General features: G+C 37.5%; 25 protein-coding genes. 10 read left to right on the top strand and 15 right to left on the bottom strand.

The genetic code is table 11. From position 1 onward, the window contains the following. Positions 1 to 6: 6 nt before the first annotated feature. Both PPBDW_RS17365 and PPBDW_RS17360 read right to left on the bottom strand, forming a co-directional pair. A complete protein-coding gene (locus tag PPBDW_RS17365) occupies positions 7 to 1413 on the bottom strand; it encodes an amidohydrolase (protein WP_036790821.1) in 1407 nt (468 codons plus the stop codon). A 231-nt stretch (positions 1414 to 1644) separates the two neighbouring features. Then, positions 1645 to 1983, bottom strand: coding sequence for a DsrE family protein (locus PPBDW_RS17360; RefSeq protein ID WP_052671611.1), 339 nt, complete (start codon positions 1981 to 1983; stop codon positions 1645 to 1647). Positions 1984 to 2231: 248 nt separating this feature from the next. Between PPBDW_RS17360 and modA the strand changes: the two genes are divergently transcribed. The 4 genes from modA to PPBDW_RS17340 all read left to right on the top strand — a co-directional run bounded on the left by modA (position 2232) and on the right by PPBDW_RS17340 (position 5452). Beyond that, a complete protein-coding gene (gene modA, locus PPBDW_RS17355; RefSeq protein ID WP_082386851.1) occupies positions 2232 to 3002 on the top strand; it encodes a molybdate ABC transporter substrate-binding protein in 771 nt (256 codons plus the stop codon). Between the two features lie 191 nt (positions 3003 to 3193). Then, on the top strand, positions 3194 to 3883 hold the full coding sequence (modB, locus tag PPBDW_RS17350) for a molybdate ABC transporter permease subunit (RefSeq protein ID WP_036792847.1): 690 nt from the start codon (positions 3194 to 3196) through the stop codon (positions 3881 to 3883). Beyond that, positions 3883 to 4983 carry a molybdenum ABC transporter ATP-binding protein ModC gene (gene modC / locus PPBDW_RS17345; protein WP_054262157.1) on the top strand — a complete coding sequence of 367 codons (1101 nt, stop codon included), beginning with the start codon at positions 3883 to 3885 and terminating at the stop codon, positions 4981 to 4983. The genes modB and modC overlap by 1 nt, the downstream gene beginning before the upstream one ends. A gap of 175 nt (positions 4984 to 5158) precedes the next feature. Continuing rightward, on the top strand, positions 5159 to 5452 hold the full coding sequence (locus tag PPBDW_RS17340) for a Bor family protein (RefSeq protein WP_036790818.1): 294 nt from the start codon (positions 5159 to 5161) through the stop codon (positions 5450 to 5452). Positions 5453 to 5533: 81 nt separating this feature from the next. Here the strand turns inward: PPBDW_RS17340 and PPBDW_RS17335 are convergent, their stop codons facing one another. Further along, on the bottom strand, positions 5534 to 6547 hold the full coding sequence (locus tag PPBDW_RS17335) for a DUF2955 domain-containing protein (protein WP_036790815.1): 1014 nt from the start codon (positions 6545 to 6547) through the stop codon (positions 5534 to 5536). Positions 6548 to 6598: 51 nt separating this feature from the next. Next, positions 6599 to 7666 (bottom strand): HlyD family secretion protein, encoded by a 1068-nt coding sequence (locus PPBDW_RS17330; protein WP_036790813.1) that lies wholly within the window; start codon positions 7664 to 7666, stop codon positions 6599 to 6601. Positions 7667 to 7780: 114 nt separating this feature from the next. On the opposite strand from PPBDW_RS17330, the gene PPBDW_RS17325 reads away from it, so the two are divergent. Continuing rightward, positions 7781 to 8647: a LysR family transcriptional regulator gene (locus PPBDW_RS17325; RefSeq protein WP_036790810.1), complete on the top strand. Its 867-nt coding sequence runs from the start codon at positions 7781 to 7783 to the stop codon at positions 8645 to 8647. Between the two features lie 26 nt (positions 8648 to 8673). Here PPBDW_RS17325 and PPBDW_RS17320 read toward each other — a convergent pair whose 3' ends face one another. From PPBDW_RS17320 to PPBDW_RS17305, 4 genes are all read right to left on the bottom strand, one after another. Further along, on the bottom strand, positions 8674 to 8946 hold the full coding sequence (locus PPBDW_RS17320) for a hypothetical protein (protein WP_036790807.1): 273 nt from the start codon (positions 8944 to 8946) through the stop codon (positions 8674 to 8676). A 170-nt stretch (positions 8947 to 9116) separates the two neighbouring features. Next, on the bottom strand, positions 9117 to 9848 hold the full coding sequence (locus PPBDW_RS17315) for a DUF4336 domain-containing protein (RefSeq protein WP_036792842.1): 732 nt from the start codon (positions 9846 to 9848) through the stop codon (positions 9117 to 9119). Positions 9849 to 10154: 306 nt separating this feature from the next. Further along, entirely contained in the window at positions 10155 to 11495 is a 1341-nt protein-coding gene (locus tag PPBDW_RS17310) for a cation:proton antiporter (RefSeq protein WP_036790804.1), read from the bottom strand. A gap of 347 nt (positions 11496 to 11842) precedes the next feature. Then, positions 11843 to 12565, bottom strand: coding sequence for a glycerophosphodiester phosphodiesterase family protein (locus PPBDW_RS17305; RefSeq protein WP_036790800.1), 723 nt, complete (start codon positions 12563 to 12565; stop codon positions 11843 to 11845). Positions 12566 to 12868: 303 nt separating this feature from the next. On the opposite strand from PPBDW_RS17305, the gene PPBDW_RS17300 reads away from it, so the two are divergent. The 3 genes from PPBDW_RS17300 (at position 12869) to PPBDW_RS17290 (ending at position 15819) form a co-directional block, all read left to right on the top strand. After that, positions 12869 to 13447, top strand: a complete 579-nt coding sequence (locus PPBDW_RS17300; protein ID WP_036790797.1) for a nucleoside triphosphate pyrophosphohydrolase family protein — start codon at positions 12869 to 12871, stop codon at positions 13445 to 13447. 120 nt (positions 13448 to 13567) lie between these two features. Further along, complete coding sequence (locus tag PPBDW_RS17295) at positions 13568 to 14920, top strand: MATE family efflux transporter (protein WP_036790794.1); 1353 nt, start codon at positions 13568 to 13570, stop codon at positions 14918 to 14920. Positions 14921 to 15000: 80 nt separating this feature from the next. Further along, a complete protein-coding gene (locus PPBDW_RS17290) occupies positions 15001 to 15819 on the top strand; it encodes an alpha/beta fold hydrolase (protein ID WP_036790791.1) in 819 nt (272 codons plus the stop codon). Positions 15820 to 15899: 80 nt separating this feature from the next. Here the strand turns inward: PPBDW_RS17290 and PPBDW_RS17285 are convergent, their stop codons facing one another. The 3 genes from PPBDW_RS17285 to PPBDW_RS17275 all read right to left on the bottom strand — a co-directional run bounded on the left by PPBDW_RS17285 (position 15900) and on the right by PPBDW_RS17275 (position 18842). Then, the gene (locus PPBDW_RS17285) at positions 15900 to 16640 is read right to left on the bottom strand and encodes an alpha/beta fold hydrolase (RefSeq protein ID WP_036790789.1); all 741 of its coding nucleotides are present in this window, start codon (positions 16638 to 16640) and stop codon (positions 15900 to 15902) included. Between the two features lie 165 nt (positions 16641 to 16805). Then, positions 16806 to 17900 (bottom strand): nucleotidyltransferase family protein, encoded by a 1095-nt coding sequence (locus PPBDW_RS17280; RefSeq protein WP_036790786.1) that lies wholly within the window; start codon positions 17898 to 17900, stop codon positions 16806 to 16808. 90 nt (positions 17901 to 17990) lie between these two features. After that, entirely contained in the window at positions 17991 to 18842 is an 852-nt protein-coding gene (locus PPBDW_RS17275) for a CPBP family intramembrane glutamic endopeptidase (protein ID WP_036790783.1), read from the bottom strand. Between the two features lie 142 nt (positions 18843 to 18984). Here PPBDW_RS17275 and PPBDW_RS17270 point away from each other — a divergent pair, with 142 nt between their 5' ends. After that, the gene (locus PPBDW_RS17270) at positions 18985 to 20472 is read left to right on the top strand and encodes a cobyric acid synthase (protein WP_036792841.1); all 1488 of its coding nucleotides are present in this window, start codon (positions 18985 to 18987) and stop codon (positions 20470 to 20472) included. 254 nt (positions 20473 to 20726) lie between these two features. Here PPBDW_RS17270 and PPBDW_RS17265 read toward each other — a convergent pair whose 3' ends face one another. Together PPBDW_RS17265 and PPBDW_RS17260 are read right to left on the bottom strand one after the other, a co-directional pair. After that, a complete protein-coding gene (locus PPBDW_RS17265) occupies positions 20727 to 21428 on the bottom strand; it encodes a DUF305 domain-containing protein (protein ID WP_054262156.1) in 702 nt (233 codons plus the stop codon). A 185-nt stretch (positions 21429 to 21613) separates the two neighbouring features. After that, positions 21614 to 22093 carry an aminoacyl-tRNA deacylase gene (locus PPBDW_RS17260; protein ID WP_036790781.1) on the bottom strand — a complete coding sequence of 160 codons (480 nt, stop codon included), beginning with the start codon at positions 22091 to 22093 and terminating at the stop codon, positions 21614 to 21616. A gap of 262 nt (positions 22094 to 22355) precedes the next feature. Between PPBDW_RS17260 and PPBDW_RS17255 the strand changes: the two genes are divergently transcribed. Further along, positions 22356 to 23387 (top strand): hypothetical protein, encoded by a 1032-nt coding sequence (locus PPBDW_RS17255; protein WP_036790779.1) that lies wholly within the window; start codon positions 22356 to 22358, stop codon positions 23385 to 23387. A gap of 67 nt (positions 23388 to 23454) precedes the next feature. Here the strand turns inward: PPBDW_RS17255 and PPBDW_RS17250 are convergent, their stop codons facing one another. Both PPBDW_RS17250 and PPBDW_RS17245 read right to left on the bottom strand, forming a co-directional pair. Next, positions 23455 to 24069: a hypothetical protein gene (locus tag PPBDW_RS17250; protein ID WP_036790776.1), complete on the bottom strand. Its 615-nt coding sequence runs from the start codon at positions 24067 to 24069 to the stop codon at positions 23455 to 23457. Between the two features lie 190 nt (positions 24070 to 24259). Then, the gene (locus PPBDW_RS17245) at positions 24260 to 25153 is read right to left on the bottom strand and encodes a LysR family transcriptional regulator (protein ID WP_036790773.1); all 894 of its coding nucleotides are present in this window, start codon (positions 25151 to 25153) and stop codon (positions 24260 to 24262) included. Positions 25154 to 25222 lie beyond the last annotated feature (69 nt).

The raw sequence follows: 25222 nt of genomic DNA, 5'->3' as shown, positions 1-25222 counted from the left end.
TGAGGATTATTGCACGATTTCGCCGCTTTCGATCACGGTTTTACGTACTACATCAGCAAATTTTAATGCTTCATCACGTACTGCTTTCTCGTTAACAGTCAGAATATTGCGGTCTTCCATTAGCAACTTCCCGTCAACAACAGAGTGTTTAACGTTAGTCGCATAAGCAGAATACACTAATGCAGAATATGGATTATAAACAGGGATCATATTCGGTGCTTTAGTATCAATAACAATGATATCAGCTAGCTTTCCGACTTCTAAAGAACCAATTTTATCTTCCATGTGTAAAGCACGTGCTGCACCAATAGTTGCCATTTCAATGACATTGATTGGAGGCATTGCAGCACGATCTTTATTAACTAGTTTATGTACTTTAGCGACTTGGTTAAACTCATCAATGGTGCTTAGTGTATTGCCAGACATTGGACCATCAGTGCCTAAACCAATGCGTAATCCGTCATTAAACATTTTTAACGCAGGTGCCACGCCTTTGGCTGATTTGATATTAGCACTCATGTTGTGAGCAACACCAACATCATGCTTTTTCAAAATAGCGATGTCTTCATCATTTGCATCAATTACGTGTGCAGCTAAGAAGTTAGAGTTTAATGCGCCGATTGATTCCATGTATTTAATTGGAGATAGGCCACCTGAACGCTCTGCAATAACTTCACGCTCACGATCAGATTCAGCAAGGTGCATCATTACTGGTACATCGTGTTTTAGTGATAGTTTAGCAATAGTTTGTAGTGTTTCAGTTGAATTAGTGTATGGGCCATGTGGGGCAAATGCTGGTGTAATACGCGGGTGATCTTTATATTGTTCAATAAAATTCAGCGTATATTTAATACCATCTTCAGGTGTTTTTGCACTTGCGACAGGGAATTGAATGATAGTTTCACCGAGGATGGCACGCATACCTATTTGATCGACGGTTTTTGCTACTTCATCTTCAAAATAATACATGTCAGCGTAAGTCGTTACGCCGCCTTTTAGCATTTCTACGTTACCTAGTTGTGCGCCAATACGTACCATATCACGCGATACTAATTTTTTTTCTAGTGGAAAAATATAACGGTGTAAACGGTCTGGCACATCATCTGCCATTGAGCGGAAAACGGTCATTGAAGCATGAGTATGGGAGTTGATTAGACCCGGCATAACGATGTCACCATCGGCATCAATGGTTTTAATGGCTTTGTATTCGTTTATATCCATACCATCAGTAACGGCATAAATCTTATTGCCCTTTACAGCAACTAAGCCGTTATCAAATACTGTCTTGTCCTGATCCATAGTTAGGACAGTTGCATTTTTTATCAACAAATCGACATTTTCTATTGCATAAGCTGATGTACTAATAAGCGAAGTAGCAGCTAGAGAAACAGCAAGTAACGTTTTTTTAAACATGATGTATTACCGCGACGATGGATTTTCGCCGATAATACAGTGCAATAATTGAATGAAAATAACTATTTTATGCATTACTTTTATTTGTGATCAAGATCTTGTTGAAGGCGTGAAATTAAGAAATAAAAGGTATAAAAAAGCTCAATTTAGGAAATAGTAATCGATTGCTTTTAATGTTATTTAATTCTGTAGGATTAAAATTACACGCCTTACATCTCTTCTTTTTTATCACTATGGTTTAAGGTAGCCAAATCCTTGGTGTTGACGTAGAGCAATTTCGTATGCACCAGATGGTACAACTTCAATACCTTCAAATAACTCTTTAGGGCTAATGTTTAGATTAACAAGTGAGTGATGACATACAGTAATAATAACGTTGTTTTGAACGAAGTTATTAATAATGTCGGTATGTTTGTTTTGTGCAAGTATTGCCGTGGTAACAAGGGCAGGTGCTTCACCGTTTAATGCAAGCTCTACCGTTGCGGTGTTATCCATTGCAATGATATTTTTAACATTATTTAATGCAATTTCCCAACGTTCAGGTTGATTAACATGGATAAGAATTTTCATATGATACTCACTATAGTACGTTATAAATGATCTAATACTTCGAGGATAATATGCCTATTTTTATGCATATAAATCCTCAATTATAAAAAACTTATTTTGTTAATTTTACAATTCTGATAGTGATGGCAGGCTATAGCTGCGATGACCACATGATCAAAGTTGAGTTAAGTAATGCCATTGGCATAAAGTTATGCTTGGTAAATATCGATATATACATTACTATATATCGAAATATTATGGAGTCTGTTATGTCATTAAAATCTGTTGTTATTACTGCTGCTGTATTATCCCTGTTTGCTCAACCAGCTTTAGCAGCTGAAAAAGTTACTGTGTTCGCTGCATCATCCCTGACGAATGCTCTGAATGCTATTGCTGCTAAATATCAACAACAAATAGGCGTAGAAACCACATTATCGTTTGCGTCATCGTCTGCTTTAGCACGTCAAGTGAGTCAAGGAGCACCTGCAAATATCTATTTATCAGCTAATGAAAAATGGATGGATTATGCGCAGCAGCAAGGGGCAATAGCTGCGAACACTCGCAAAGATATTGTCAAAAATAGCTTAGTTATGGTTGCGCCATTATCGTACCCACAAAATAAAGTCAAAGTTAGTGCTAGTTGGGATTTGGCTAAAGCATTAGACGGTACACGCTTAGCAGTAGGGGATCCTAATTATGTGCCAGCCGGTATTTATGCAAAACAGGCGTTAGAATATTTAGGGCTATGGAAGCAAGCCCAGCCATTATTAGCAAGTGCAAATAATGTGCGTTCTGCGTTAGTACTTGTGGAGCGCGGAGAAGCACAATTAGGTATTGTTTATAAAACAGATGCTGAGATTTCTAAAAAAGTAAAAACTGTCTATCAATTTCCTGCTGACTCACATAAGCCTATTGTATATCCAATGGCTTTGGTAAAAGGTAATGTTACACCTGCAGCGAAAGGTTTTTATCAGTATCTGCAACAACCTCAAGCGGCTGCAATTTTCAAATCTTACGGTTTTGACCAAGTAACAAAATAGTTGTTAGTTAAAGCATAAATAGTAAATTAATAATAAGGTACTGAGTGAAAGCTTAGTACCTTTTGTGTTTATCTAAATTACGTTTAAAAAAACAGCGAATACAGCACGGAGATCAAATCATTGCTGACTGCAAGTAAATGATTACCTATGCTATTGCTATAACAAATAAAAACTCCACAGGATTATTGTTAGTGCTTACTGAATATGAATTAGAAGCGTTATTTTTAAGTTTGAAAATTGCCAGTGTGGCGGTGATCTTCAGTTTACCATTAGGAATTGGCTGTGCTTGGCTATTGGCTCGACGTCAATTTTGGGGTAAATCATTATTAGATGGGCTGATTCATTTACCGTTAGTATTACCACCGGTGGTTATTGGTTATTTATTGTTAATCACTATGGGTCGTCAAGGTACGATTGGTAAGTGGCTCTATGAGTGGTTTGGATTTAGTTTTAGTTTTAGTTGGCGCGGTGCGGCACTTGCCGTGGCGGTGGTGTCATTTCCATTGATGGTACGATCAATTAGATTAGCACTAGAAGGTGTTGACAAAAAATTAGAACAAGCGGCACGTACGCTAGGGGCATCTTCTTTTAGAGTCTTTATTACTATCACGTTACCATTAATGATCCCTGGTATCCTTACTGGCACTATTTTAGCCTTTGCACGTGCGTTAGGAGAGTTTGGTGCCACTATTACCTTTGTCTCTAATATTCCAGGTCAAACCCAAACCATTCCTTTAGCAATGTATTCCTTTATTGAAACCCCTGGTGCAGAAAGTGAAGCGGCTCGTCTATGTGTGGTTGCTATTATTATCGCGTTATTATCATTATTTGCCTCTGAATGGCTGACTCGTATTGCGAGAAAACGACTGGGGGCAGCGTAATGAGTACTAAAACACCGCAAAAACGGCTAAAAATGAGTTTTACCCAGCAATTAGGTGATCTCGCATTGGCGATTGATCTTGATGTTCCAATGCAAGGTATCACTGCTATTTTTGGACGTTCTGGCGCGGGAAAAACGTCTTTAGTCAATGTACTTAGTGGTTTAAGTCATCCCGATAACGGCTATATCCAACTTGGTGAGCGAGTATTATTTAATAGCCAACAGGGTGTTGCGTTAAGTGCTGATAAACGCAATATTGGATATGTGTTCCAAGATGCGCGCTTATTTCCTCATTACACTGTTAAAGGTAATTTAAATTACGGGGTTAAACTGCCTGACCAACAACATTTTGATGATGTGGTTAAGTTACTGGGCATTGCACCATTACTCCAGCGTTACCCTGTCTCGTTATCTGGGGGGGAAAAACAGCGAGTAGCAATAGGGCGGGCATTACTGACTAAGCCCGATATGTTGTTAATGGATGAACCGTTAGCATCATTAGATATGCCACGTAAACAAGAATTGATGCCTTATTTAGAAAAATTAGCGCAAGGAGTAAATACTCCGATTATTTATGTCACTCATAGCTTAGATGAAATTCTGCGGTTAGCTGACTCAATGGTAATGCTTAATCAGGGCAAAGTCTTAATATCAGGTCATGTGAATTCTGTTTGGAGTTCCCCAGAAATGCGGCCTTGGCTACCAGCGAAAGAGCAGAGTTCGTTGTTAAGTGCGCGGGTGAATATTAATCATCCCCGTTATGCATTAACTCAAGTGGCGCTTAGCCATGATGCATCGCTATGGGTAACACAATTACCTCATCAACGAGGAGAGTGGGTGCGAGTTCGAATATTTTCTAATGATGTGTCGATTACACGCTATTACCCTCAAGCAAGTAGTATTCGTAATATTCTTGCGGCAAGAATTGATAAAATTCATTATGCTGATGACGAACATGTAGAAGTAAAACTACGTATTGGTGAGACGCATTTGTGGGCCAATATTACTGCATGGGCTGCAGATGAACTAGAACTTAAGGTTGGTGAGCAGGTTTTCGCTCAAATTAAAGGTGTCAGTGTGACTAAAGATGATTTGGCGTAATATTTTATAAATCATTCCATTGTTTATATCATAATTATGATTGTTTGCTTAAAAGGTAAACATTAAGTTTGATAAATCAACATTTAGTATAAATATGCTTTAAAAGGATACGATAGTGATTGTTTATGTGTTTAAATGAATATTACTTTTATTTACCCATTTTAGAGCTAACGTAATGAAAAAAATTATTCTTGCTACAGTAATTGCTGCAACTGTTATGACGGGTTGTGCTCGACAAACTTTTATTATGTCACCTGCACCACAGAATCAAGCAGCTGAATTAAATAAATCTCAGCCATTTTTTGTTTCGGGTATTGGCCAACATAAAACTGTAGATGCCGCAAAACTATGTGGCGGTGTTGATAAAGTTGCTAAAGTTGAAGTACAGCAAACTTTTGTTAATGGCTTATTAAGTGTAGTTACTTTTGGTGTCTACACACCACGTCAAGCGCGTGTATTCTGTAAGTAATAGCAATATTGATATTGTATAAGCCTCCTAAATTGGAGGCTTTTTTGTATTTAATGTAAAGAAATTATGGGATTAATAGCATCAGTGGCTAAAATGTTCATCGGGTGATTTAATCACTCGAACGAGAAAGTGATGGATTATCCAAATAGCCATAGACGTTAAAACCACAGCAATAAAGATGGAACTAAAGCGATAAAAAATAGCAAACACCGCATCTTTTTTATCGGGTATTAATGAGCTTGTAAGCGGTACGGTTAAAGCTGACATTGCTGAAAAAGCAATGCTAGATTTGATAGTACCAAGCGCTAACCAAGAGCAGAAAATCCCGGCAGCGATAGCATAGGCCATAATAAATAGTATGCCGTTATCTGCCCATGAATAAAGTCCAATCTGAATAATTAAGCCAGCTAAACAGCCAAGAAAGGTACCAATAATACGTATTTTAGCTGCTGCCAATGAGCCAATTAAGGTCATCGGTGCCAGTACAATTAATATTGATGCTTGGGCTGATAATGAATCATTGAGATCACCAATTTGAAATACCAAAAAAGCTAGCATGGCGATGATCCAACCGAGGGCTATTTGTCGTATCATGCCGATATGATCGTAACGTTGCTCATTATTGGTGGTGTCTACTGTTGTTGCAATCATGGGCTCTGGAAAGAGATAAAAGGCTAGAGCGCAGATAGGCACAGTAACCATTGCGCTACACCACAAGGTCACTGAAAAGTCTTCCAAATCAAAACTACTATAGCTGGCAAAATTAAGTGCAATAGAGCCGACAAGTAAGCCAACAAAGCCAAATAAATAGCTACTTTTATGGCTCATCGCAACACATTTTTCGAGAAAAAATACTCCAACAACGGCCGTCAAAAGTAGCGGCGATGATTGGAAAAAGCCATTAATTAAACTGACTTCAATTGTGACCCAAATAATACCCACGACGAGTTGTTGATAATTATTCCAGTGCCAGTGATCTGCATTTGTCATAATAATGATCGGTAATAAGGCTGCAAAAAATCCGTATGACCAGCCAAATATCATGCTAATAGCTAGACCCACTACGCAGCCAAACCAAAGTCGCATTGTTTTCATAAGTTGTGACTCCGTAAATTAATCACTAATTGTATTAACAACTCATTTTAGTTAGTAAATAAAATGCAGTGCACTGGCTAAATGGATTTCGATTTTAGCTAACAATTGCCATATAGGATCTTGCTGAGGGTAGACAACCACCGTAGCACGAGAGCCAACAAATAATTGTGGTGGTAATGGTTGTTGACTGGTGAAGTTGACGCGTACTCGCTGTGCATCACGAACCCAGCGGTTACTGGTTTCGATGCTTGTAAGATGACCATTAGCAACTTGTTGAGCCGCTGCGACACCATAATCACGATTATTGACGGTTAATGGAAACACTTGGCCGGGTAAAGCATCATAAGCGACATAAGCGCTTGAATGATCGTGAAAATTAGAAATTGACTTTTCTCTAAAATCAGCCGTTACCCACATTGAATCAGTAGGAATAAAGGTGAGCATTGGTTGATTAGCATTTGCCATAGTACCAATATCAACTTGAAGATTGGTGATCACACCATTGCTTGGTGCAATGACTCGAGTATGGGCTAAGTTGAGTTTGGCTTGGGCTAATGCATTTTCAGCTGCTAGCACCACGGTACTTTGGCCTAATTTCGGCCCTAGCTGAGTTTTTATCACTACCTCTTGTTGTTTCGCTGCCGCTAAATTAGCCAGTGTAGTTTGGTTTTTCGCATAAGCATTATCACGCATTGATGCTGAAACTAATTGTTTTTTGGCTAATTGGCTAACACGTTTAAAGTCACGATGGGCGTTATTATAATTGGCTTGGCTGGTGGCAATATTCGCTTGAGCAACACTGGCTTGTGCATACAGGGCTTGTTCTTGTTGGTGTGCTTGTTCTAAGGCTACTTGGGCTTGATCAACCGCTAAGCGATATTTATGATCATCAATACGAAATAGTAACTCGCCTTTGGTTACTGTTTGATTATTCTTAATGTCTACTTGGGTAATTGTACCTGAAACTTCAGGGGCGATTTGTACAACGTAACCCTGAACACGACTTTCACTGGTTAATGGGACATATCTATCAGCAATAACAATATAGGCCATTAGTAGAATAAAAAGAACAATCAAACAACGCATCCAGCGCTGAAAAGTAGTGTGAGAATGAGACATAGGAGATTCCAAAGATACGAGCAATCTGACTAGTATAAGAATAATTAGCTTGATTGAGTATCGTGACTAATGTCACACTTGCGTCCTAAAAATAGGACAATGTTGGGGGTTTTAATGAAAGCATCAATGGATGATTTGTATTTATTTATGCTAACAGTACGTCATGGCGGTATAAGTGCTGCAGCAACTGCTCATGGATTACAACGTTCAAAAGTGAGTCGGCGGCTGCAAGAATTAGAAAAAGCACTTCATTGCCAGTTACTCATTCGCACTACTCGGCATATTGAATTAACTGAAAATGGGCAGTTGTTGTATCAACATATCAGTCAGCCATTAACGGATGTTAATCACGCAATTAATTTACTTGAGAGCCAGCAAAATAGCTTACAGGGCGTATTTAGGTTGGCTTCGACAGCGTCTTTTATTGCATCTCCGATGTTTGCCGAAGTTTTAGATGCTTATTCGCGTCAGTTTCCATTGGTGAAGTTAGAGTTATTGTATTTACAAAAAAGCGTTGATTTAGAAAGAGAAAATATTGATTTGCAATTATTACCGAATATGGCTGAAATTATTAATTTAGATTATGTTCAACAAACATTTTTAACCTCAAGTAATGGTTTATTTGCATCACCAGAATATTTACAACAACATACTGAGCCTAAATCAATCGCTGAATTACAGCAGCATTGGTTATTAGCTAGCCGTTATAATGCAACCTTGCTACAAGAGGGGACGCAGTTACGGTTAGTGTCTGAAGATATTAATATTATTCAGCAGATGGCAAGTTTAGGACAAGGAATCGCGTTATTGCCGAATATTTTAATGCGAGAATTTTTGCAACAGGGAAAGCTAGTACAGGTATTAACTGATGTTAATTACTCCGATATTATGATGACCTTAGTGTATCCATCACGGCGTTTTTTACCGGAAAAAACGCGCGCAATGGTTACATTATTGCGTCAGAAATTTGCAGATAAATGAGGCTTAGTCATCGTGTTTGATAAGTCTCAAGATTGTTTGATTTCGCGCGCAAATTTGATTTTGTCTACCGCTGCAACCCAAGAAGGACGATTGATATAGTGGCCAATGATTAATGCGGGAATAATAAAAGCAATATGTAATACAGCAAGATGTGCATTTGATACTGCTAATGTCGTGTTACCACTGGCATAATTGAATAACGCAATAGTACCGAAAATCATGCCGAGGATACTTAAGATAAAAAATCCAATGACGCTAAGACCTAGAATATCACGAGAATAAAGTTTAAATAGATTCATTAGTTAACTCCTAACTCGAGCGATTTAGTATAACTAAAAGCTCCAATGCGTGTTGTTATCATTCTTATGTTTATTACTATGCGCCTTTAAAATAAGAGCAATATTGATCTTGCACATAAATTGATATTAATTGTGTTTTATATATTTAAATAACCTATATATGTATTTTTTTACATCAATTTAGTCGTTGCTATTTTCACTTTATATGGTATTACCCAACTAAATGCGGCGGAAAAATGTGCTTTTGCATCATGTTCAATTAGTTTGCCATGTGACAAGATAATACGTTCAAAGGGCCAAGTGAGGATCTCTTGAATGGATTGTCTAAGCTGAGTATGGTTTTGAAAGGTTATACGCCAATACCACGGCATCGCCGGTTTAAAATAACAACCATTAATCATAGCAATTGCAAAGGTAAGGGGGTGAGTACTTTCCACCATCCAAGCTAAGGCATCACCTAAAATAAGTGTTTTAGATTGTGGGTCACAAAAAGCAATTTCTTCCATAGTATCGCTACCCCGAATGACGGTTTGCAATAATTGGCCTTGCCAATGAAGTGGTGTTTTATTGCCAAGTGCATCATCAAATGTTAGGTCTCCTCGTTTATGAATGAGCCCTGGAGGCGCATAAAAATAGGCTTGAGGAGAGGCTAACCACCAATCAGACAAGTAAATATTATGACTTTTATTGGGTGTTACTACATAAGCCACTTCACCTAGTTGGCTAATTTGTTGTTGTAATGCGGTATTAATTTCAATGGGGGAGTGAATAAATAGTTTGTTGTTATCTAATTTGATAATAGTCATTCGATGCCCAATTGGCGCACCTGCGATTCGGTATGGCATATTACAATACCAAATACGATCTTTGTTCCATTCAACGAGAGTGCAATCCTTGCTCATAAGCGTCATAACAGTTAATCAATAGGTAACGTTTATCATATGACTAATTTTTTGGTGGTCAACATCTTTATTACATTTTAACACAATATAAGTAACGTTTGCATAAAAAAGCCACCATGGTTGGCGGTGGCCTTTGTATTGTTAATATTACCGTAGATAGTTACTAGTGTATAAATAGCGAGCTATGCTTAATTGTCTTTAGCCTGATTAAATACGCCCATCAGACCAGCAGCAAAAGCCGCTCCAAGTGCAATAAATGCAATGATCATATGATGGTGATGGATCCAGAACATAAAATATCCTTGGTTATTTGTTGTTATCAGTTGCTGAAGAGTCTGTATTTTCAGTGGTCTTTACAGACGCTTGATCCATTTTTTCTTGTTCTGCTTTTGCTTTGTAAATCATTGGTGTAATTGTTGATCCTTGGATGATAATCGAGAAAATTACTACCGCATAAGTCATTAATACAATGATTTCTTTAACATCAATATCAGGACTAAAACCAATTGGGATCCCTGTTGGAATAGCCATTGCCATCGCTAACGCTAATCCTCCACGTAATCCACCCCATGTTAATATTTTTACTGATAATGGATTATAGTTGCGGTATCGGGCAAAGATTTTATAAGAGTATTTGATCGTGAGATAGCGACTTAGTAATACTAACGGTATGGCAATCACAACAGCCACTATATCAATGGTGTGGAAGGTGAAGGTGATCATCATAAAGCCGATTAATAAGAATAAAATCGCGTTTAGAATTTCATCAGCAAGTTCCCATAAATGTGATATCTGATGAGAAGCTGTCTCTGAGATAGTGTTACGCGTCCAATTACCAATAATAATACCAGCTACAACCATGGCTAGTGGTGCTGAGACTTCAATATGTTCGCTCACGACATAACCAAATGTTGGAATTAAAATGGTTAAAATTAAGCGGAACATATTGTCATGCGAGGTTTTAATTAAGAAGTGGAATATAACCCCAAGTACAGCACCAAATGCAATTCCGCCTAATGCTTCACGTATAAATAATATTGCAGTGCTTGATACAGTAGGGGCTGTTTTACTAAATGCAATTTCGAATAGAGTGACAAAAATGACTAGGCCAACACCATCATTAAACAGTGATTCACCTTCTATTTGGGTTGAGATTCGCTGTGGAGCATTAAGCTTTTTAACAATAGCGAGTACCGCAATAGGATCGGTTGGGGAAATTAATGAACCAAATAAGCAGCAATAAATAAAATCGATATCAATAGTACAGACCTTAAATATTGCCCATAGTACTGTACCGATAAAGAAAGTTGAAAAGACGGTACCAGCAAGAGCAAGGAAAGATATTTCAAACTTTTGATCTTTAAGATGAGGTAATTGGATATTTAGCGCGCCACCAAAGAGTAGGAAACCTAAGACACCTTTGAGTAAGAAGTCATCAAATTTGACGCCTTGTACCATCTGAATCAGTTCATGCTCATCATTAAGTGGAATATAGCCTAACTTGCTTAATATTAAGAGGATAAATGATATTGCTATCGACCAGCCAGTGATAGCGATGGTAGGTTGGAACTTACCAATACGGTGGTTAATAATTGAGATAAAGACAGCAATGGCTGCCATTATACATACTGTGTCATAGGCTGACATGAATAATGTGCTCCACTAGATATCAAATAAATTGTCGTTTGACAGTTGGTTGCATAATTATCTGATTTTGTGTGTAATAAAAGAGAGTTATAAATAGATGAACATTGATTTATACTATTTATAAACATATAGTTACATTTTAATGATATCAAACATAAATTGTTTATATTATTTTGAAATATAAAGATCCGCTTTTAGTGATGATCTATTGAAGCATTAATATAGATAAAAGGGCTGAATTGAGTTGAGGATAAAATAAGAACGAGCAATATAATTGTCGCTTGTTGCGAGCCAATCAATGATCAGTAAATGAATTGACTCGCAAATGAAGTGTCTGGTGATGAGTCTTATTTTCTTGCTGCGGAGATTAATAAACCAGGATCGTCACTAATAATTGTGCTAACACCCCAACGGGTAAACTTATCTACCTTCTTAGGATCATTCATCGTCCATATTTGGAGTACTTTTCCTGAATCGGTAATTTCTTTTGCAAGTTTTTTCGTCAGTAAACGATGATCTAAATGAATGCTGTAGAGATCAAGTTTTGCATCTAAACGTGAAATATCAGGCACCCAATCTTCGATGATTAGCCCACGGCGAACTTCAGGCCATTGTTTTAAACAGTGCTTTACCGCGTTATAGGAAAAACTGGAAAGAATCAGTCGTTCTATATCAAAGCCGTAGTCTTTAATTGCTTCTATCGTTTTACGTACTTGCAGTTCGACTTCTTCTTCATAATGGACTTTGATCTCAAGGTTAAGGTTTAATCCATAATCATCACAGGCTTGCAGTAATTCTGTTAGTGTTGGAATTGTTGCACCTACAAATTCAGCGGCAAACCAGCTTCCTGCATCTAATTGCTTTAATTCACTGAGTGGCTTATGACGTACACTTCCTGAACCATTGGTACAGCGACGGACGCTCTTATCATGAATAATGACTGGGATTAAATCGTCGCAAAGTTGAGTATCCGTCTCTATCCATTTAGCACCAGCATCAGCGGCTGCTTTCATGGATATTAATGTGTTTTCTGGGGCGACTGCGCGCGCGCCACGGTGACCTGCAATCATCACTTCTCCAACATGTATATTATTATCTCAACAGAGAGAGTTACGGTAGAAATTTTATTGGCTTTACTTTAATTCGCAAGTGATTAAATACGAATAATGATATCTCAATTGTTGCGTTTTAGCGTATGCCGATAATGGTAAAGTATGTTTTGTCGTCAAGCTGACGGTTTTTAGGTAATTGGTTTTGTATCTGGCTAAGGATTGGATTAGTATCTTCGACCGTTGCGTGATTTTGTTGATCATAAAAATGTATTGTGGACGATAAAAAACGTATCCCCTTAAACCAGAAACAAGGATATTCGAATGAAGCTTTCTACGCTAGACCAACCCCTTTTCGATCACCTTTACAGCGATATTCGAGAGTTTCGTTCCACCTTTGATTTAGATATTGAAAATCCGGCTAGTCTTGATGCTCAAGCTGATGCGTTACATACGTCATTGGCGGTTGAAGAAATGACAGAGCTTGCTGAAGCTGATTCATTGGTAGAACAAGCGGATGCTATTGTTGATTCAGTGTATGTATTGATGGGACGTTTGGTTCATTTAGGCGATAAAAAAATCGGTGATAATATTGGTATCAGTTACTTAATTGATATTTTATTACAGATGTCTGAGCGCCTAGGATTTACATTTATTGATTGTTGGAATGAAGTGCATTCAAGCAACATGAGTAAAGTATGCCGTAGTCAGCAGCAATATGACGAAACTGAAGCTTTTTATGCTCAGCAAGGTGTCTCATTGATGGCGAGTACTAAAGGTGATTATATTATTGCGAAATGTGCTCAAGATGTTGAGGTTGATGGTAAACTTATTCGTACAGGCAAAGTATTAAAATCTATTTATTATCGCCCTGCGGATTTAGTAAAATTAGTTATACGTTAATTTAAGCTACATAGTTATTTTTTAATCCTCGCTACGGCGGGGATTTTTTATTGGTATTGAGTACAAGGTTGTGGCTTGACGCTAGATGTTTTCTGCTAACGTTTTATTTAAGTTGTCATTATGAATGTAAAAACAATCACTCCCTCAGGATCACGCGGTTTAGCACATCAACTGTTTTCTATGACATGGCCGATGTTATTTGGGGTTATGTCGCTGATGAGTTTTCAGCTTGTAGATAGTGCTTTTATTGGGCAGCTTGGGATCCTACCTCTGGCTGCACAAGGTTTTACCTTACCCATGCAAATGTTAGTTATCGGTTTGCAAGTTGGTTTAGGTATTGCGACGACAGCATTAATTTCACGGGTACTAGGTACTAATGATCATCATCGTGCACGCCAATTAGGCGGTGTGGTGGTGATTATCGGTGATTTGGGGATTATGGCATTGTGCGCGGCAATATGGTTTGGACGTCATCAACTGTTATGGTTACTTGGCGCACCATCAAATGTGTTTGCTGTTATCGATAGTTATTGGCCTGTTTGGTTAGCAAGTGCTTGGTGTGGTTCGATGGTGTATTTTGCCTACAGTATCTGTCGTGCTAATGGTAATACGTTATTACCAGGTATTATGATGGTAATTACCAGTGTGCTTAACATTGGATTAGATCCACTGTTTATGTTTACTTTTAATATGGGTATTAATGGTGCAGCATGGGCGACGATAGTCTCGTTTAGTATTGGCATGTTAGTGGTATTCCCGTTATTGATTAAACGTCAATGGCTGAGTTTTGACTGGCGCGGACTTGCCGTTTATAAAGCGATTAAAGAATTAATTCATATTATGGCACCTGCAATGTTGAGCCAATTATTACCACCAGTTTCGGCGATTCTGGCCACGAAATTGGTTGCAGGATTTGGCGCCGCTACCGTTGCTGCGTGGGCTCTTGGATCTCGACTGGAATTTTTTTCGTTAGTGGTAGTGCTGGCATTAACAATGTCGATGCCGCCAATGGTTGGACGAATGCTTGGCCGTAAAGATATCGCCAGCATAGAAGCGTTGATCATGATCGCAGTTCGTTTTGTATTGGTATGGCAGATTGCTATTGCTGCTGTGTTATTTGTCAGCGCTCAGCCGTTAACACAATTATTAACCAGCGATGTATCAGTACAGCATATTTTAATGATTCACTTAGTGCGTGTGCCTATTAGTTTGGGGGCATTAGGTATTTGTATGCTGATGGTGTCAATTTGTAATGCGATGGGGTTACCGATGCGTGCATTGCTAATTTCTGCATTACGATTATTTGTGTGTTATCTACCAGTGTTATGGATTGGGGCACATTTTGCGGGCTTACCAGGACTTTTTACTGGCGCAATGTTAGGTAATATTGCAGCAGGGTTATGTGCTTGGGTGTTTTATCGTCAAGGATTAGTTAATATTCGTAATAAGTACCGAGTTACATCGATGGCGTAACTGTTATGATAACTCGGATCAACAACAATGAATAACAAATCAATATTAACTCAAATGTTAATCAAGAAAGGATACGAGCAATGCAAACATTCGCTATTGATGGTCAACAGATGACTTACCGTGATCAAGGTACGGGCCCAGTGCTTGTTTTTGGTCATAGCTATTTATGGGATAGTGCAATGTGGGCACCGCAAATAGCGGTATTAAGCCAACATTATCGCTGTATTGTACCTGATTTCTGGGCTCATGGCGGTTCTGATAGTGCGCCTTTAGCGACACGTACTTTACGCGATTATGCCGATAATGTGTTGGCATTATTGGATCATTTGAACATTGAACAATTTGCAGTTATCGGTTTATCAGTTGGTGGTATGTGGGGAGCAGAGTTAGCCCTAAAAGCACCAACTCGAGTCACTGCATTAGTGTTAATGGATACATTTTTAGGCTATGAACCAGAGGTATTGCATACGAAATATTTTGCGATGCTAGATACATTACGTGATCAACAACATCTACCTCAACCATTGATCGACATCATTACGCCATTATTCTTCCGTCGTGAAGGCCATATTCATAACCCTAAACTTGTGAGCGATTTCCGCAATTATTTAGCAGAATTGCAAGGCGATCGTGCTGTCGCAGTATCTGATATTGGACGAATGGTGTTTGGTCGCCGTGATACTTTTGATGATATTGAACAGCTAACGGTTCCTACACTAATTATGTCAGGTCTAGAAGATAATCCACGTCCACCACTTGAAGCACAATTAATGCATGATGCGATTGATGGTAGTGAGTATGTGCTTATTCCAGAAGCTGGGCATATTAGTAACCTTGAACAGCCACAATTTGTGACTGATCAATTACAGCGTTTTTTAAGTAAAGTATTGCCAGTTTAAAAGAGACTATATTTGAATTTGAGCCCAGTGAGTGTGCAATGCCTCACTGTGGCTTATAATTGTTAGTAGCCGAGTTAGTATTAGCGAATGGTTTGGCTGTGCTGTTGAATAAATCCAATAGAGTGGTAGTTAAACGCTTCTGGTTGCTCAATGTTACACACATGACCACAATTTGATAGTTTGGTTAATATGCTGTTTTTATGGGATTTAATCATGTCTTTTACTGGTTGGATAAACATATAATCATGTTCACCCATTAAATATAGCGTTGGAATCGTGAGTTCTTTTTCTGTAAAGTATTTCATGATTGGATTGACATCAGCTGCAAGTTTAAACCAACGTTTGAATTCTTGTTGGCATAATTTTTTGGCTTCACGGATAAATAAGTGACGTGATTGACGCTGACTTTTTTGTGGCATGACGACATAAGCAAATAATCGATAGAGCCACATGTAAGGTAAAATATGCTTGCTAAAGTTACCTAGCTTTATCAGTAATTGAGAGCGAGTGTTTAGCCGTGTAACCGCGCCACCAAGGGTCATTGTTTGTACGCGTTCAGGGGCAAGTTCAGCTAGATGGCGAATAATGATCGTACCTAACGAGATACCTACAAAATGCGCTGATTGAATGCTGAGGTGATTAAGAACATCAATAATATCTTTAGTCACCATTTTGAAACTATAGTGATTGTTGATTACATCTTGGAACATGGTGTTAGATTTACCATGACCACGTAGATCCAGTAATAGTAAATTAAAATGTTGCTTGTAGGCTTTTATTTGTTTAAACCAGATCGCAGAACTTCCGCCTGCACCATGCACAAATACGACCCATTCTTTGCTCTTTTTATGTTGGTATGTTTGTAAAACAACATGTTATTCAACGTAATTATCTTTCCCTGATAATGATTTCGCATAGTAGCATGATAAGTAATGTTAGGTACTGTGTTATAGATCGAAACTGGTCATAGAGTAGGTCGTTAGCAATTAGTAAATCACTTCTTCGTCGTCATGTGGAATACTATTAATAATTAAACGTTTAATAATATGGGGAACAATACAATAAATTGGCATCTGTTTTAGACGACCTCTAAACCGAAGTGATTTTACCGCATCTCGATAATCTCTATTGCGATGTAAAGGAAATTGATAAATAAACCTATTAATAAAACGTTGTTGATATAGCCAATAGGATAATCGACTTAACTTATGTTGTTGAAAATAAAGTAGCACATTGTCAGGAACGGATAAGTTAAATAAATCTCGGCATAAATTTACTGCAAGATAAAGGCTATTATCATTACCAACTTGCTGGTGGAGTTGAATTAGATTATGCCAAAAAGTTGCTTGCTGACCAAAGTAAACAAATTGTAGATATAAACTGTAAATATCACGTAAGCCATAATGATAATCAATTTGGTTAAATAACATAATCGCTTGGTGAAGTACCATCGCATCGGGTGATAATAATGTTGCAGGTTTACATGCAGGGGGGGATAAATGATGGTGTAGCAGTGGTATAGGGTTGAGTTTATTGATTAATGTTTTAGGTAATAATTGAAAGTGAATGGCGAGTTCAGTACGCCGTTGTTTATGAATCAGAGGTGTAGTTTGCTGTGCCCAGCGACGATAAAAGGTTTCCTCATAGTCAGCAATATTTTTGTAACGCCAGCCGTTATTGAGCAGTGCTTTTTCAACGCTTACCACATGCTGTTGTGGAACATAAATATCGATATTATGTTTGATTCTACCTGCAAACATATCATTATCGAGCCACTGTAATGCACTACCACGTAAATAACGCCAAGAGCTAATAATTCCCTGTAATTGTTCATTTAAATGTTGGTGCTCAAGCAGTAATTGTTGCTGTTGTTTTTGATAGCTATGAAATCCCGATAGCAACTGCTGTTGGATGGGTAATGGCAGGTCTTGTTCGATATGTGCTCTATCACAACGTGCTTTTAACTGGCCTAATAGCGAGAGGTGACGAGCTTCGGTGATAATTTGATAACTAAGCCTATCATCAATATTCAGTAATATTTTAGGGTTGTTGAGAACATCAATGAGCAATAATTTCGACATTACATCTTGCTCCTTATCCCTTCTTTGGTGCGATTAAATCACTTGCGGCTTACCCAAAGAAGGGATAAAACTTCTTTTTATCTTGCATTATTACAATGGTAGTGGATAGGTGAAAAAGACTAAATGTAGTAAGTTAAATGCAAAATGAACCACGATAGCGACCGTTATCTTCCTCGTCCAATAATAGCTTAAACCATAAAGTACACCAGCTAATGTCGCAATTATGATAAATAGTGGACCACCGGCAAAGTGTACTAATCCAAATAATATACTGGCAATGATAATAGCAATCGGCGCTGATAATTTTTTACATAAAAACCCTTGAATATACCCTCGAAAGAGCACTTCTTCAGCAACGCAGGTGAAGATAAGATTATTAATAGCGAAGATCCACCACCATGATGGTAGTGTTAATTCTGGTTTTACTAGCTGTAATGCCCATGCTAATAACGGTAAGGTAATTAAACCACCACCAATAATGATTTTTTGAGTGAGTGAGAGTGAAATATCACGCCAGTTATATTCGTTATTACTTAATATATTAGGTACTAGTATTAGTAGTGCAAAAATAAGCATTGGCTTATCAATATTAAAGTAAAGTGTAAAAGGGCGACTGAGTGGGCCACTGATAACCTTATCAAGTACTAATAAATTATTGATGCCAGGATAAATGTGAATGATTAATCCTACTGCCCACAAGATAACGGCAGCATGGCCAATATATATTAACGATTTGGTATGTTGTCGTGCAGTAAAGCTGGCTATAGCGATACCACTGATTACAATTATGGCGCCAATAATTGTAAGTGTATTAAATGCCACAGCAGCTATTAATGTGAGTATTAGCGGTATTCGCCAAGAAGTTGTTTTTGTTAAGATACAACCAACACTAATCGCAAGTAAAAGCCATACCAACATTGTCGGGAAAATAAGATAATTCATAAAAGGGATTCAGAAAAATGATAATCAATATCATATACATCATATTGGTTCTTATGCAAGTATGTTTTTATAACTTATCGGTAATAATCATTAATACTTTGCAACGATAATGGCTTTTATACAAAAATGGAATTAGGAAATGATGGATACATTACAACCAACGGTACGCGCCTTAATGGTACAAGGAACAACCTCAGACGCAGGAAAAAGTGTACTGGTGGCTGGGTTATGTCGAGTATTAGCGCGCAGAGGTATTAACGTTGCTCCTTTTAAATCACAAAATATGGCATTAAATAGTGCAGTAACTAAAGATGGTGGTGAGATTGGGCGGGCACAAGCTGTTCAAGCTCAAGCATGTGGTATCGATCCTAGTGTACATATGAATCCGGTATTACTTAAGCCAAATACCGATGTCGGTGCGCAGGTGATAGTGCAAGGTAAAGCTTTAGCTGACATGAATGCGGTTGGTTATCATAATTACAAAAAAGTGGTGATGACACCCATTATGGAATCTTTTACGCTACTGCAACAACAGTATCAAACTATTATTATTGAAGGTGCGGGTAGTCCAGCTGAAATCAATTTACGAGAAAATGATGTCGCTAATATGGGTTTTGCTGAAAAAGCCGATGTACCAGTGATTATTATTGCTGATATTGATCGCGGTGGCGTGTTTGCACATATTTATGGCACCCTTGCATTACTCTCTGAGTCAGAACAAGCGCGAGTTAAAGGTTTTGTTATTAATCGTTTCCGTGGCGACATTAAATTACTTGAACCTGGTTTAGAATGGCTCGAACAAAAAACCGGTAAGCCGGTGTTAGGTGTGTTGCCATATTTGCATGGTCTAATGTTAGAAGCTGAAGATGCGATAAATTGTCAACAAGTTGAAGCTGCAGAGCAACAATTAAATGTGGTAGTCCCCGTTTTAACCCGCGTCAGTAATCATACTGATTTTGACCCACTACGTATGCACCCTCAAGTTAATTTACAATTTATAGGTAAGGGTCAACCATTGCCTGCTGCTGATTTAGTCATTATTCCGGGAACGAAAAGTGTACGCAGCGATTTAGCTTTTTTACGTGAACAAGGATGGGATAAACAGATCCAACGGCATTTACGTTTTGGTGGCAGAGTAATGGGGATTTGTGGTGGTTATCAGATGTTAGGTGAAACCATTGCTGATCCGTATGCTATTGAAGGTGAGGCGGGTATTAGTCGCGGTTTAGGATATTTATCTATCGCTACTACTATTGAAAAAAACAAATGCCTTCAACAAACAGAGGGTACGCTAACATTACCTGATCAAGTGCCTGTTATGGTTAAAGGCTATGAAATTCATGCCGGTGTCACTCAAGGTGTGACTGCTAATGCTCCTTTACAATTAACTGATGGTCCTGATGGTCAATTGGGTTGTGATAATCAAGTTTTTGGAACTTACTTGCATGGTATTTTTGAGCAACAAGCGGCGTGTGATGCAATCTTGGGTTGGGCTGGTTTAGAAGCAACTCAAACGCCTGATTTTGATCAGATTCGAGAGCAAGGTATTGATCGTATAGCAGATACGATTGAACAACATATGGATTTGGCGGCGTTATGGCCACAGTGGGCAGATAAATTTAAGCGTTAATATTATTGTTATTTCAATTAATAGTGGGTTGTAATTCATATTTAGAATGCAGTGAGTCTTTCACTGCATTATTACGGCTTTAATTAAGCGTTAATTTATCTTCAGAGTAAATAATATGGTCATCAGTAATTAGATTTACTTTTATATTATTGATGATTGCGCCATATAATTGGATTGTTTGTTGGGAAATAGCATTAACTGATAAATCCGACTTAAAGTAAGTCGGATTTTCGTATAAGAGTTGGAAGTTATGACTAATGGTGGTTGTGACTTGATGTCATATCTTTAGCTGGAGTTAGTTTTTGTGCCGCTGGCGCATGTTCTTTTAGCCACTTTTTCATAAACGCAATTTCTTTGAGTTGCGCTTTGATAATGTTTTTAGCAAAGGTTTTAGTTGATTGGTCTTTTAAGTAAGGCATGATAACTTCGGCCATTTCTACTGCGGCTTCATGGTGAGGCAGCATACCCGCCATAAAATCAATATTAGGATTGCCAGTTAGTTTAACCTCCATCATGTTGTGCATGATTTTCATAGACTTAGTCATCATTTCTTCTGAATTAGCAATATCACGTTTATCTTGTGGTAGTTCTTTATGTGATGCTAACCAATTCTTCATATAAATCACTTCTTGTTGCTGTGATTTAACAATATCAATAGCTAATTGATGAACTGCTGGGTCTGTTAATGTTGGTAGAATCGATTCACTCATCACTATTGCACCTTCATGGTGCGGTAGCATACCAGCGATAAAATCTAAATCTGGATCACCTGTTAATTTTAAAGAATGCATACCAGACATTGCCGTCATAGAGTCATCCATCATTGTTTTTGATGCCTCTAGATTGGTTGTTGCTTTCGTTGGCATATGATTACTATGGTCGATGACGTTGTCACTTGCGAAGGCTGTGGTAGAAAGTAAAGCCGATAAAAGAATAGCTAAAGATAATTTTTTCATGATGATTCCGAAATGTGGTATTGAAAGCAATAACATAAAGCTTCCACTATGGGGAAGGTCAATGTATTTTTGTTGTATTACAGATAAATAGCGAATTTACCGTTTTAGGACCAATATACTTATGTTACCTAAGTATATTGGTAGGTTTGTCTGGTATTTATTCTTATTGCGCTATGAATTTAAGATCAATGATAAACTGTTTTACTAAAGTGAATATGTTTTGCATTCTTCATTATTTCAGTGAAAGCATAATGATCTAATCGTAACAAGGTTTGATGATCGCCCGCTTCAATATAAATATTATCTAGGTCATCAAGTTGTTGGTCGTATATTACCGCTATATTATATGCGCTACCAATCGGTGGAATTGCGCCTTTTTCACAATCAGAGAATAGACGATAAACTTCTTTTTCATCAAGAAGATGATATTCAGCATTAAATTCATGATTAAGAACCGCTAAATTTATCTTTTTGTCAGCGGCTAACACTGCCATAACTTTACGGCCTTCATGATCTAAGAGTAAAACTGCTTTAGCGACCATTTTCGGTGGAATACCGGATGTTGCCGCATTACCAAGGGAATCTTCAGTGTGGTAATGATAAACCTTTTGATAATCAATATGATTTTGCTGTAAATATTCATTTAGTCTTGTTGAAATAGCCATAATAACCTCCTACATGACTGATCTTTTCAATCGAATAGCATTTAGGTAATCACCTCATACAGTATAGTTTAGATGTATATAGTAGAGTTTTAGATTATAGTTTTTTGTATTAAGACTATTAATAGTAATGAGGGTTGAAGGGACAATGTAGCGGCACTTTATTGTTGAGGTTAATCTGTTTTAATAATTAGTGTTCTAACTAAATTTTCGTTTAGTGATTATCTTTGTTACAATTCCGCCGTTGTTTTTAAAGGTGGGCTAAATGAAATTATTGTATTGGTTAGATGAGTGGTTAACGCATTCGCGTTCGCAGCAACAAGCACAACTACCGATGTCTGGAGGGGACTTACTTGATGATGTATTTGTTAAGTATGAGTTTGTTGATGTAAATAAACCGCTATTGTTTACTTTTTCTCCCGCAGGTACAAATGTTCAGGAGCAAGATCTTGATGATGATTTCGCACCATGGGGCTATCATTTAGCTCGAAAACAACAAGTAAATGTTATTTCTTTTCAACATTTAGGCAAAAGTAATTGGTTTCGTAGTCGTAACTTAATATTCTTTCTTGAACAACTAACAACGCTGCTTGAGCCCTTTAATTATCGATTAGGCTATGGTTTAAGCCGTGGTGGTTTTGCCGTTGGTGCCTTTGCGAACCTACTGCAACTTGATCAAGTATTATTATTTCATCCTGTAAGCACTAAGAATAAATCTATTGCTCCGTGGGATGATAGATCGAGTACTGCACTAGCTCAGCAATTTGATTGGGAAGGTGATTATCATGATCTCAATTTAGGTAAAGCTAAAGGCTATATCATTTATGATCCGACGAATAATATTGATCGTTTACATGCTAAACGTTATCCCGAACTGACTCATTTACGTGTATTTGGTATGGGGCATGGTACACATGCTACTTACCTTAATAAATTTGGCTTTTACAAGCAGGTCGCTGTGGATTTTATCCGCTATCAGAAAATTGATATTGCTCAGTTTCGTCAGCAGACTAAGACATTACGTTTTAAAGAAGATTATTATCAAAGTCTTAATAAAGCGAATGCTTACTCAGAGCATCGTTTAGGTTTATTGAGTACTGCGCATAATATTCTTATCGATGAAAAAGAAGCGCATGTGCAAGAGCATCAGGCCCAAATTGATGTACAACCTCTTATCGATATTGCGATTAAACATCAAGATGATTATCCGCAAGATGCAATTCAATTGTTAGAGATGGCACAGCAACTTGTTCCAAACGATCCATTAGTGGAACATAAACTTAGACAGTTACTTTAAGGCTGTTATAGCCACATCATTCATAAGCTATGTGCTGTGGGAATGATGTGGTGATTCATCGCTGTAATTATTTATTGAGTACTATTGCTTGCGTCGCGGTTGCGATTGTTTTTAGATATAACTTAAACAACATTGATATATTTTGCTGAACGTTTTTTTCGATAAGCTCATTATTATCAATAGCATATCTATGTATGCACGGTGGTGTATTACGATATAAATAATTAATATTATCAGTGATAAGTAAATGACTAAATTGGTGTTTCATATCATCGATATCAATTAGCTCAGTTACCAGATAATCGTAAATATGATGAATATTAATCGAGTTAAACGATAGTTTTGTATCTGTGATATTGATGAAGCCACGGGTCATAACCGCAACGTCTGCTGACCAGCGAAGAGGGTCATATTGACGTGCCAGGTAATGTGAAAAAGCTAAATGTCCATAATGGCTATTAATATTAGATTGGACTGCATGATCGCAATTAACAGCATCAATCCAGCTATTAATTGATGGAGCCAATTTAGAATTAAAATAATCAAAAAACTGCGAGTATGAGCCTTTTATTGTGATTAAGTCGAGTTGATGTAGGCTAAGTTCAGCGTTTACTTGAGCAAGAAGTAAGGGCATTGTTAACGTTGTTGTTACTTGTGCTGGTACTGTGGTTATATTGTTCATATATATCTTCGTTAGCTATACAATCGTCTGATTATTCAATTAATTTTATTGGGTGGGATTAGACAACGATTAGCCGTGAGATTTTGTAGCCTAGCTCTCATTTTTTAAAATAATAAGTATATTTAGACATGCTTTTAACTGAATGGTTAACTTGTAATCTATAGATGGCAGTGATTCATTGTGGTTGGTATTAGTTTAAGTCCCTCCCTCCGAAAACAGCGTCAAATTTTTCATATAGCCAACGCATTACAGGGCCATTAATGTGATCTACACGTTTAAGTAACTTCATTTCGAGAGGTAACGTTGTTTTATAGTTATCTTTTTTAATGCTGACTAAACCATCATTCTCATTAACTGTCCAATTAAAAACAGTTTCAGGAACAAGCGCCCAGCCGATCCCTAATGAAACCACACCGGCAATATTAAAATAGTTAGTTAAATACCAGCAAGATGAAGAATATTTATTCTCATCCATATCTGTTATTAATTTAATTTCTCTATACTCGCTTAAATTACGCGTAGAGGGAGAGTGTAATTGGGCAATTGGATGATTTTTAGATGTAATTAGTATTTGCTTAACATGATCTAAATGACGTTGCTCAATAAATTCAGAGAACATTGATGGACTTAATGTTACAGCTAAGTCTATATTTCTATTGATAACTCCCTGAATTATTTCCTTATGAGGTGCATTTATTATCGTTAACGATAGCGATGGAAATTTAGCTGCTATTTCTTTGAAAATGAGATCGATATTTCCGAAAGGTAATCCATCTTCTATGGCTATAGTTAAAGCATTTTCCATCCCCATTGATATGTTAATCATATCTGTATTGATACGCTCACACTTTACGAGAATTGATTTCGCATTATCATAAAATTTATTGCCTTCAGGTGTAGGTGTTGGCGTTTTCTTCGCTCTACTAAAAAGTTGTAAACCAAGTATTAATTCTAAATCTGCTACTGAATTACTTACTTTAGATTGTGCGATACCAAGTTTTCTTCCTGCGGCAGAAAAAGAACCTTGTTCTACTGCGGCTACAAATATTTCTAATTGTGCTAACGTCCAATCGATCTTATACATCTATCTTGTTTCTATATAGGTTCTATATTGATGATAACAGAGGATCTAATAATAATTCATGAAAATTAA

This window comes from Photobacterium kishitanii, from assembly GCF_000613045.3.
Lineage (GTDB): Bacteria > Pseudomonadota > Gammaproteobacteria > Enterobacterales > Vibrionaceae > Photobacterium > Photobacterium kishitanii.
This window is presented reverse-complemented; position numbering and strand designations above follow the sequence as displayed.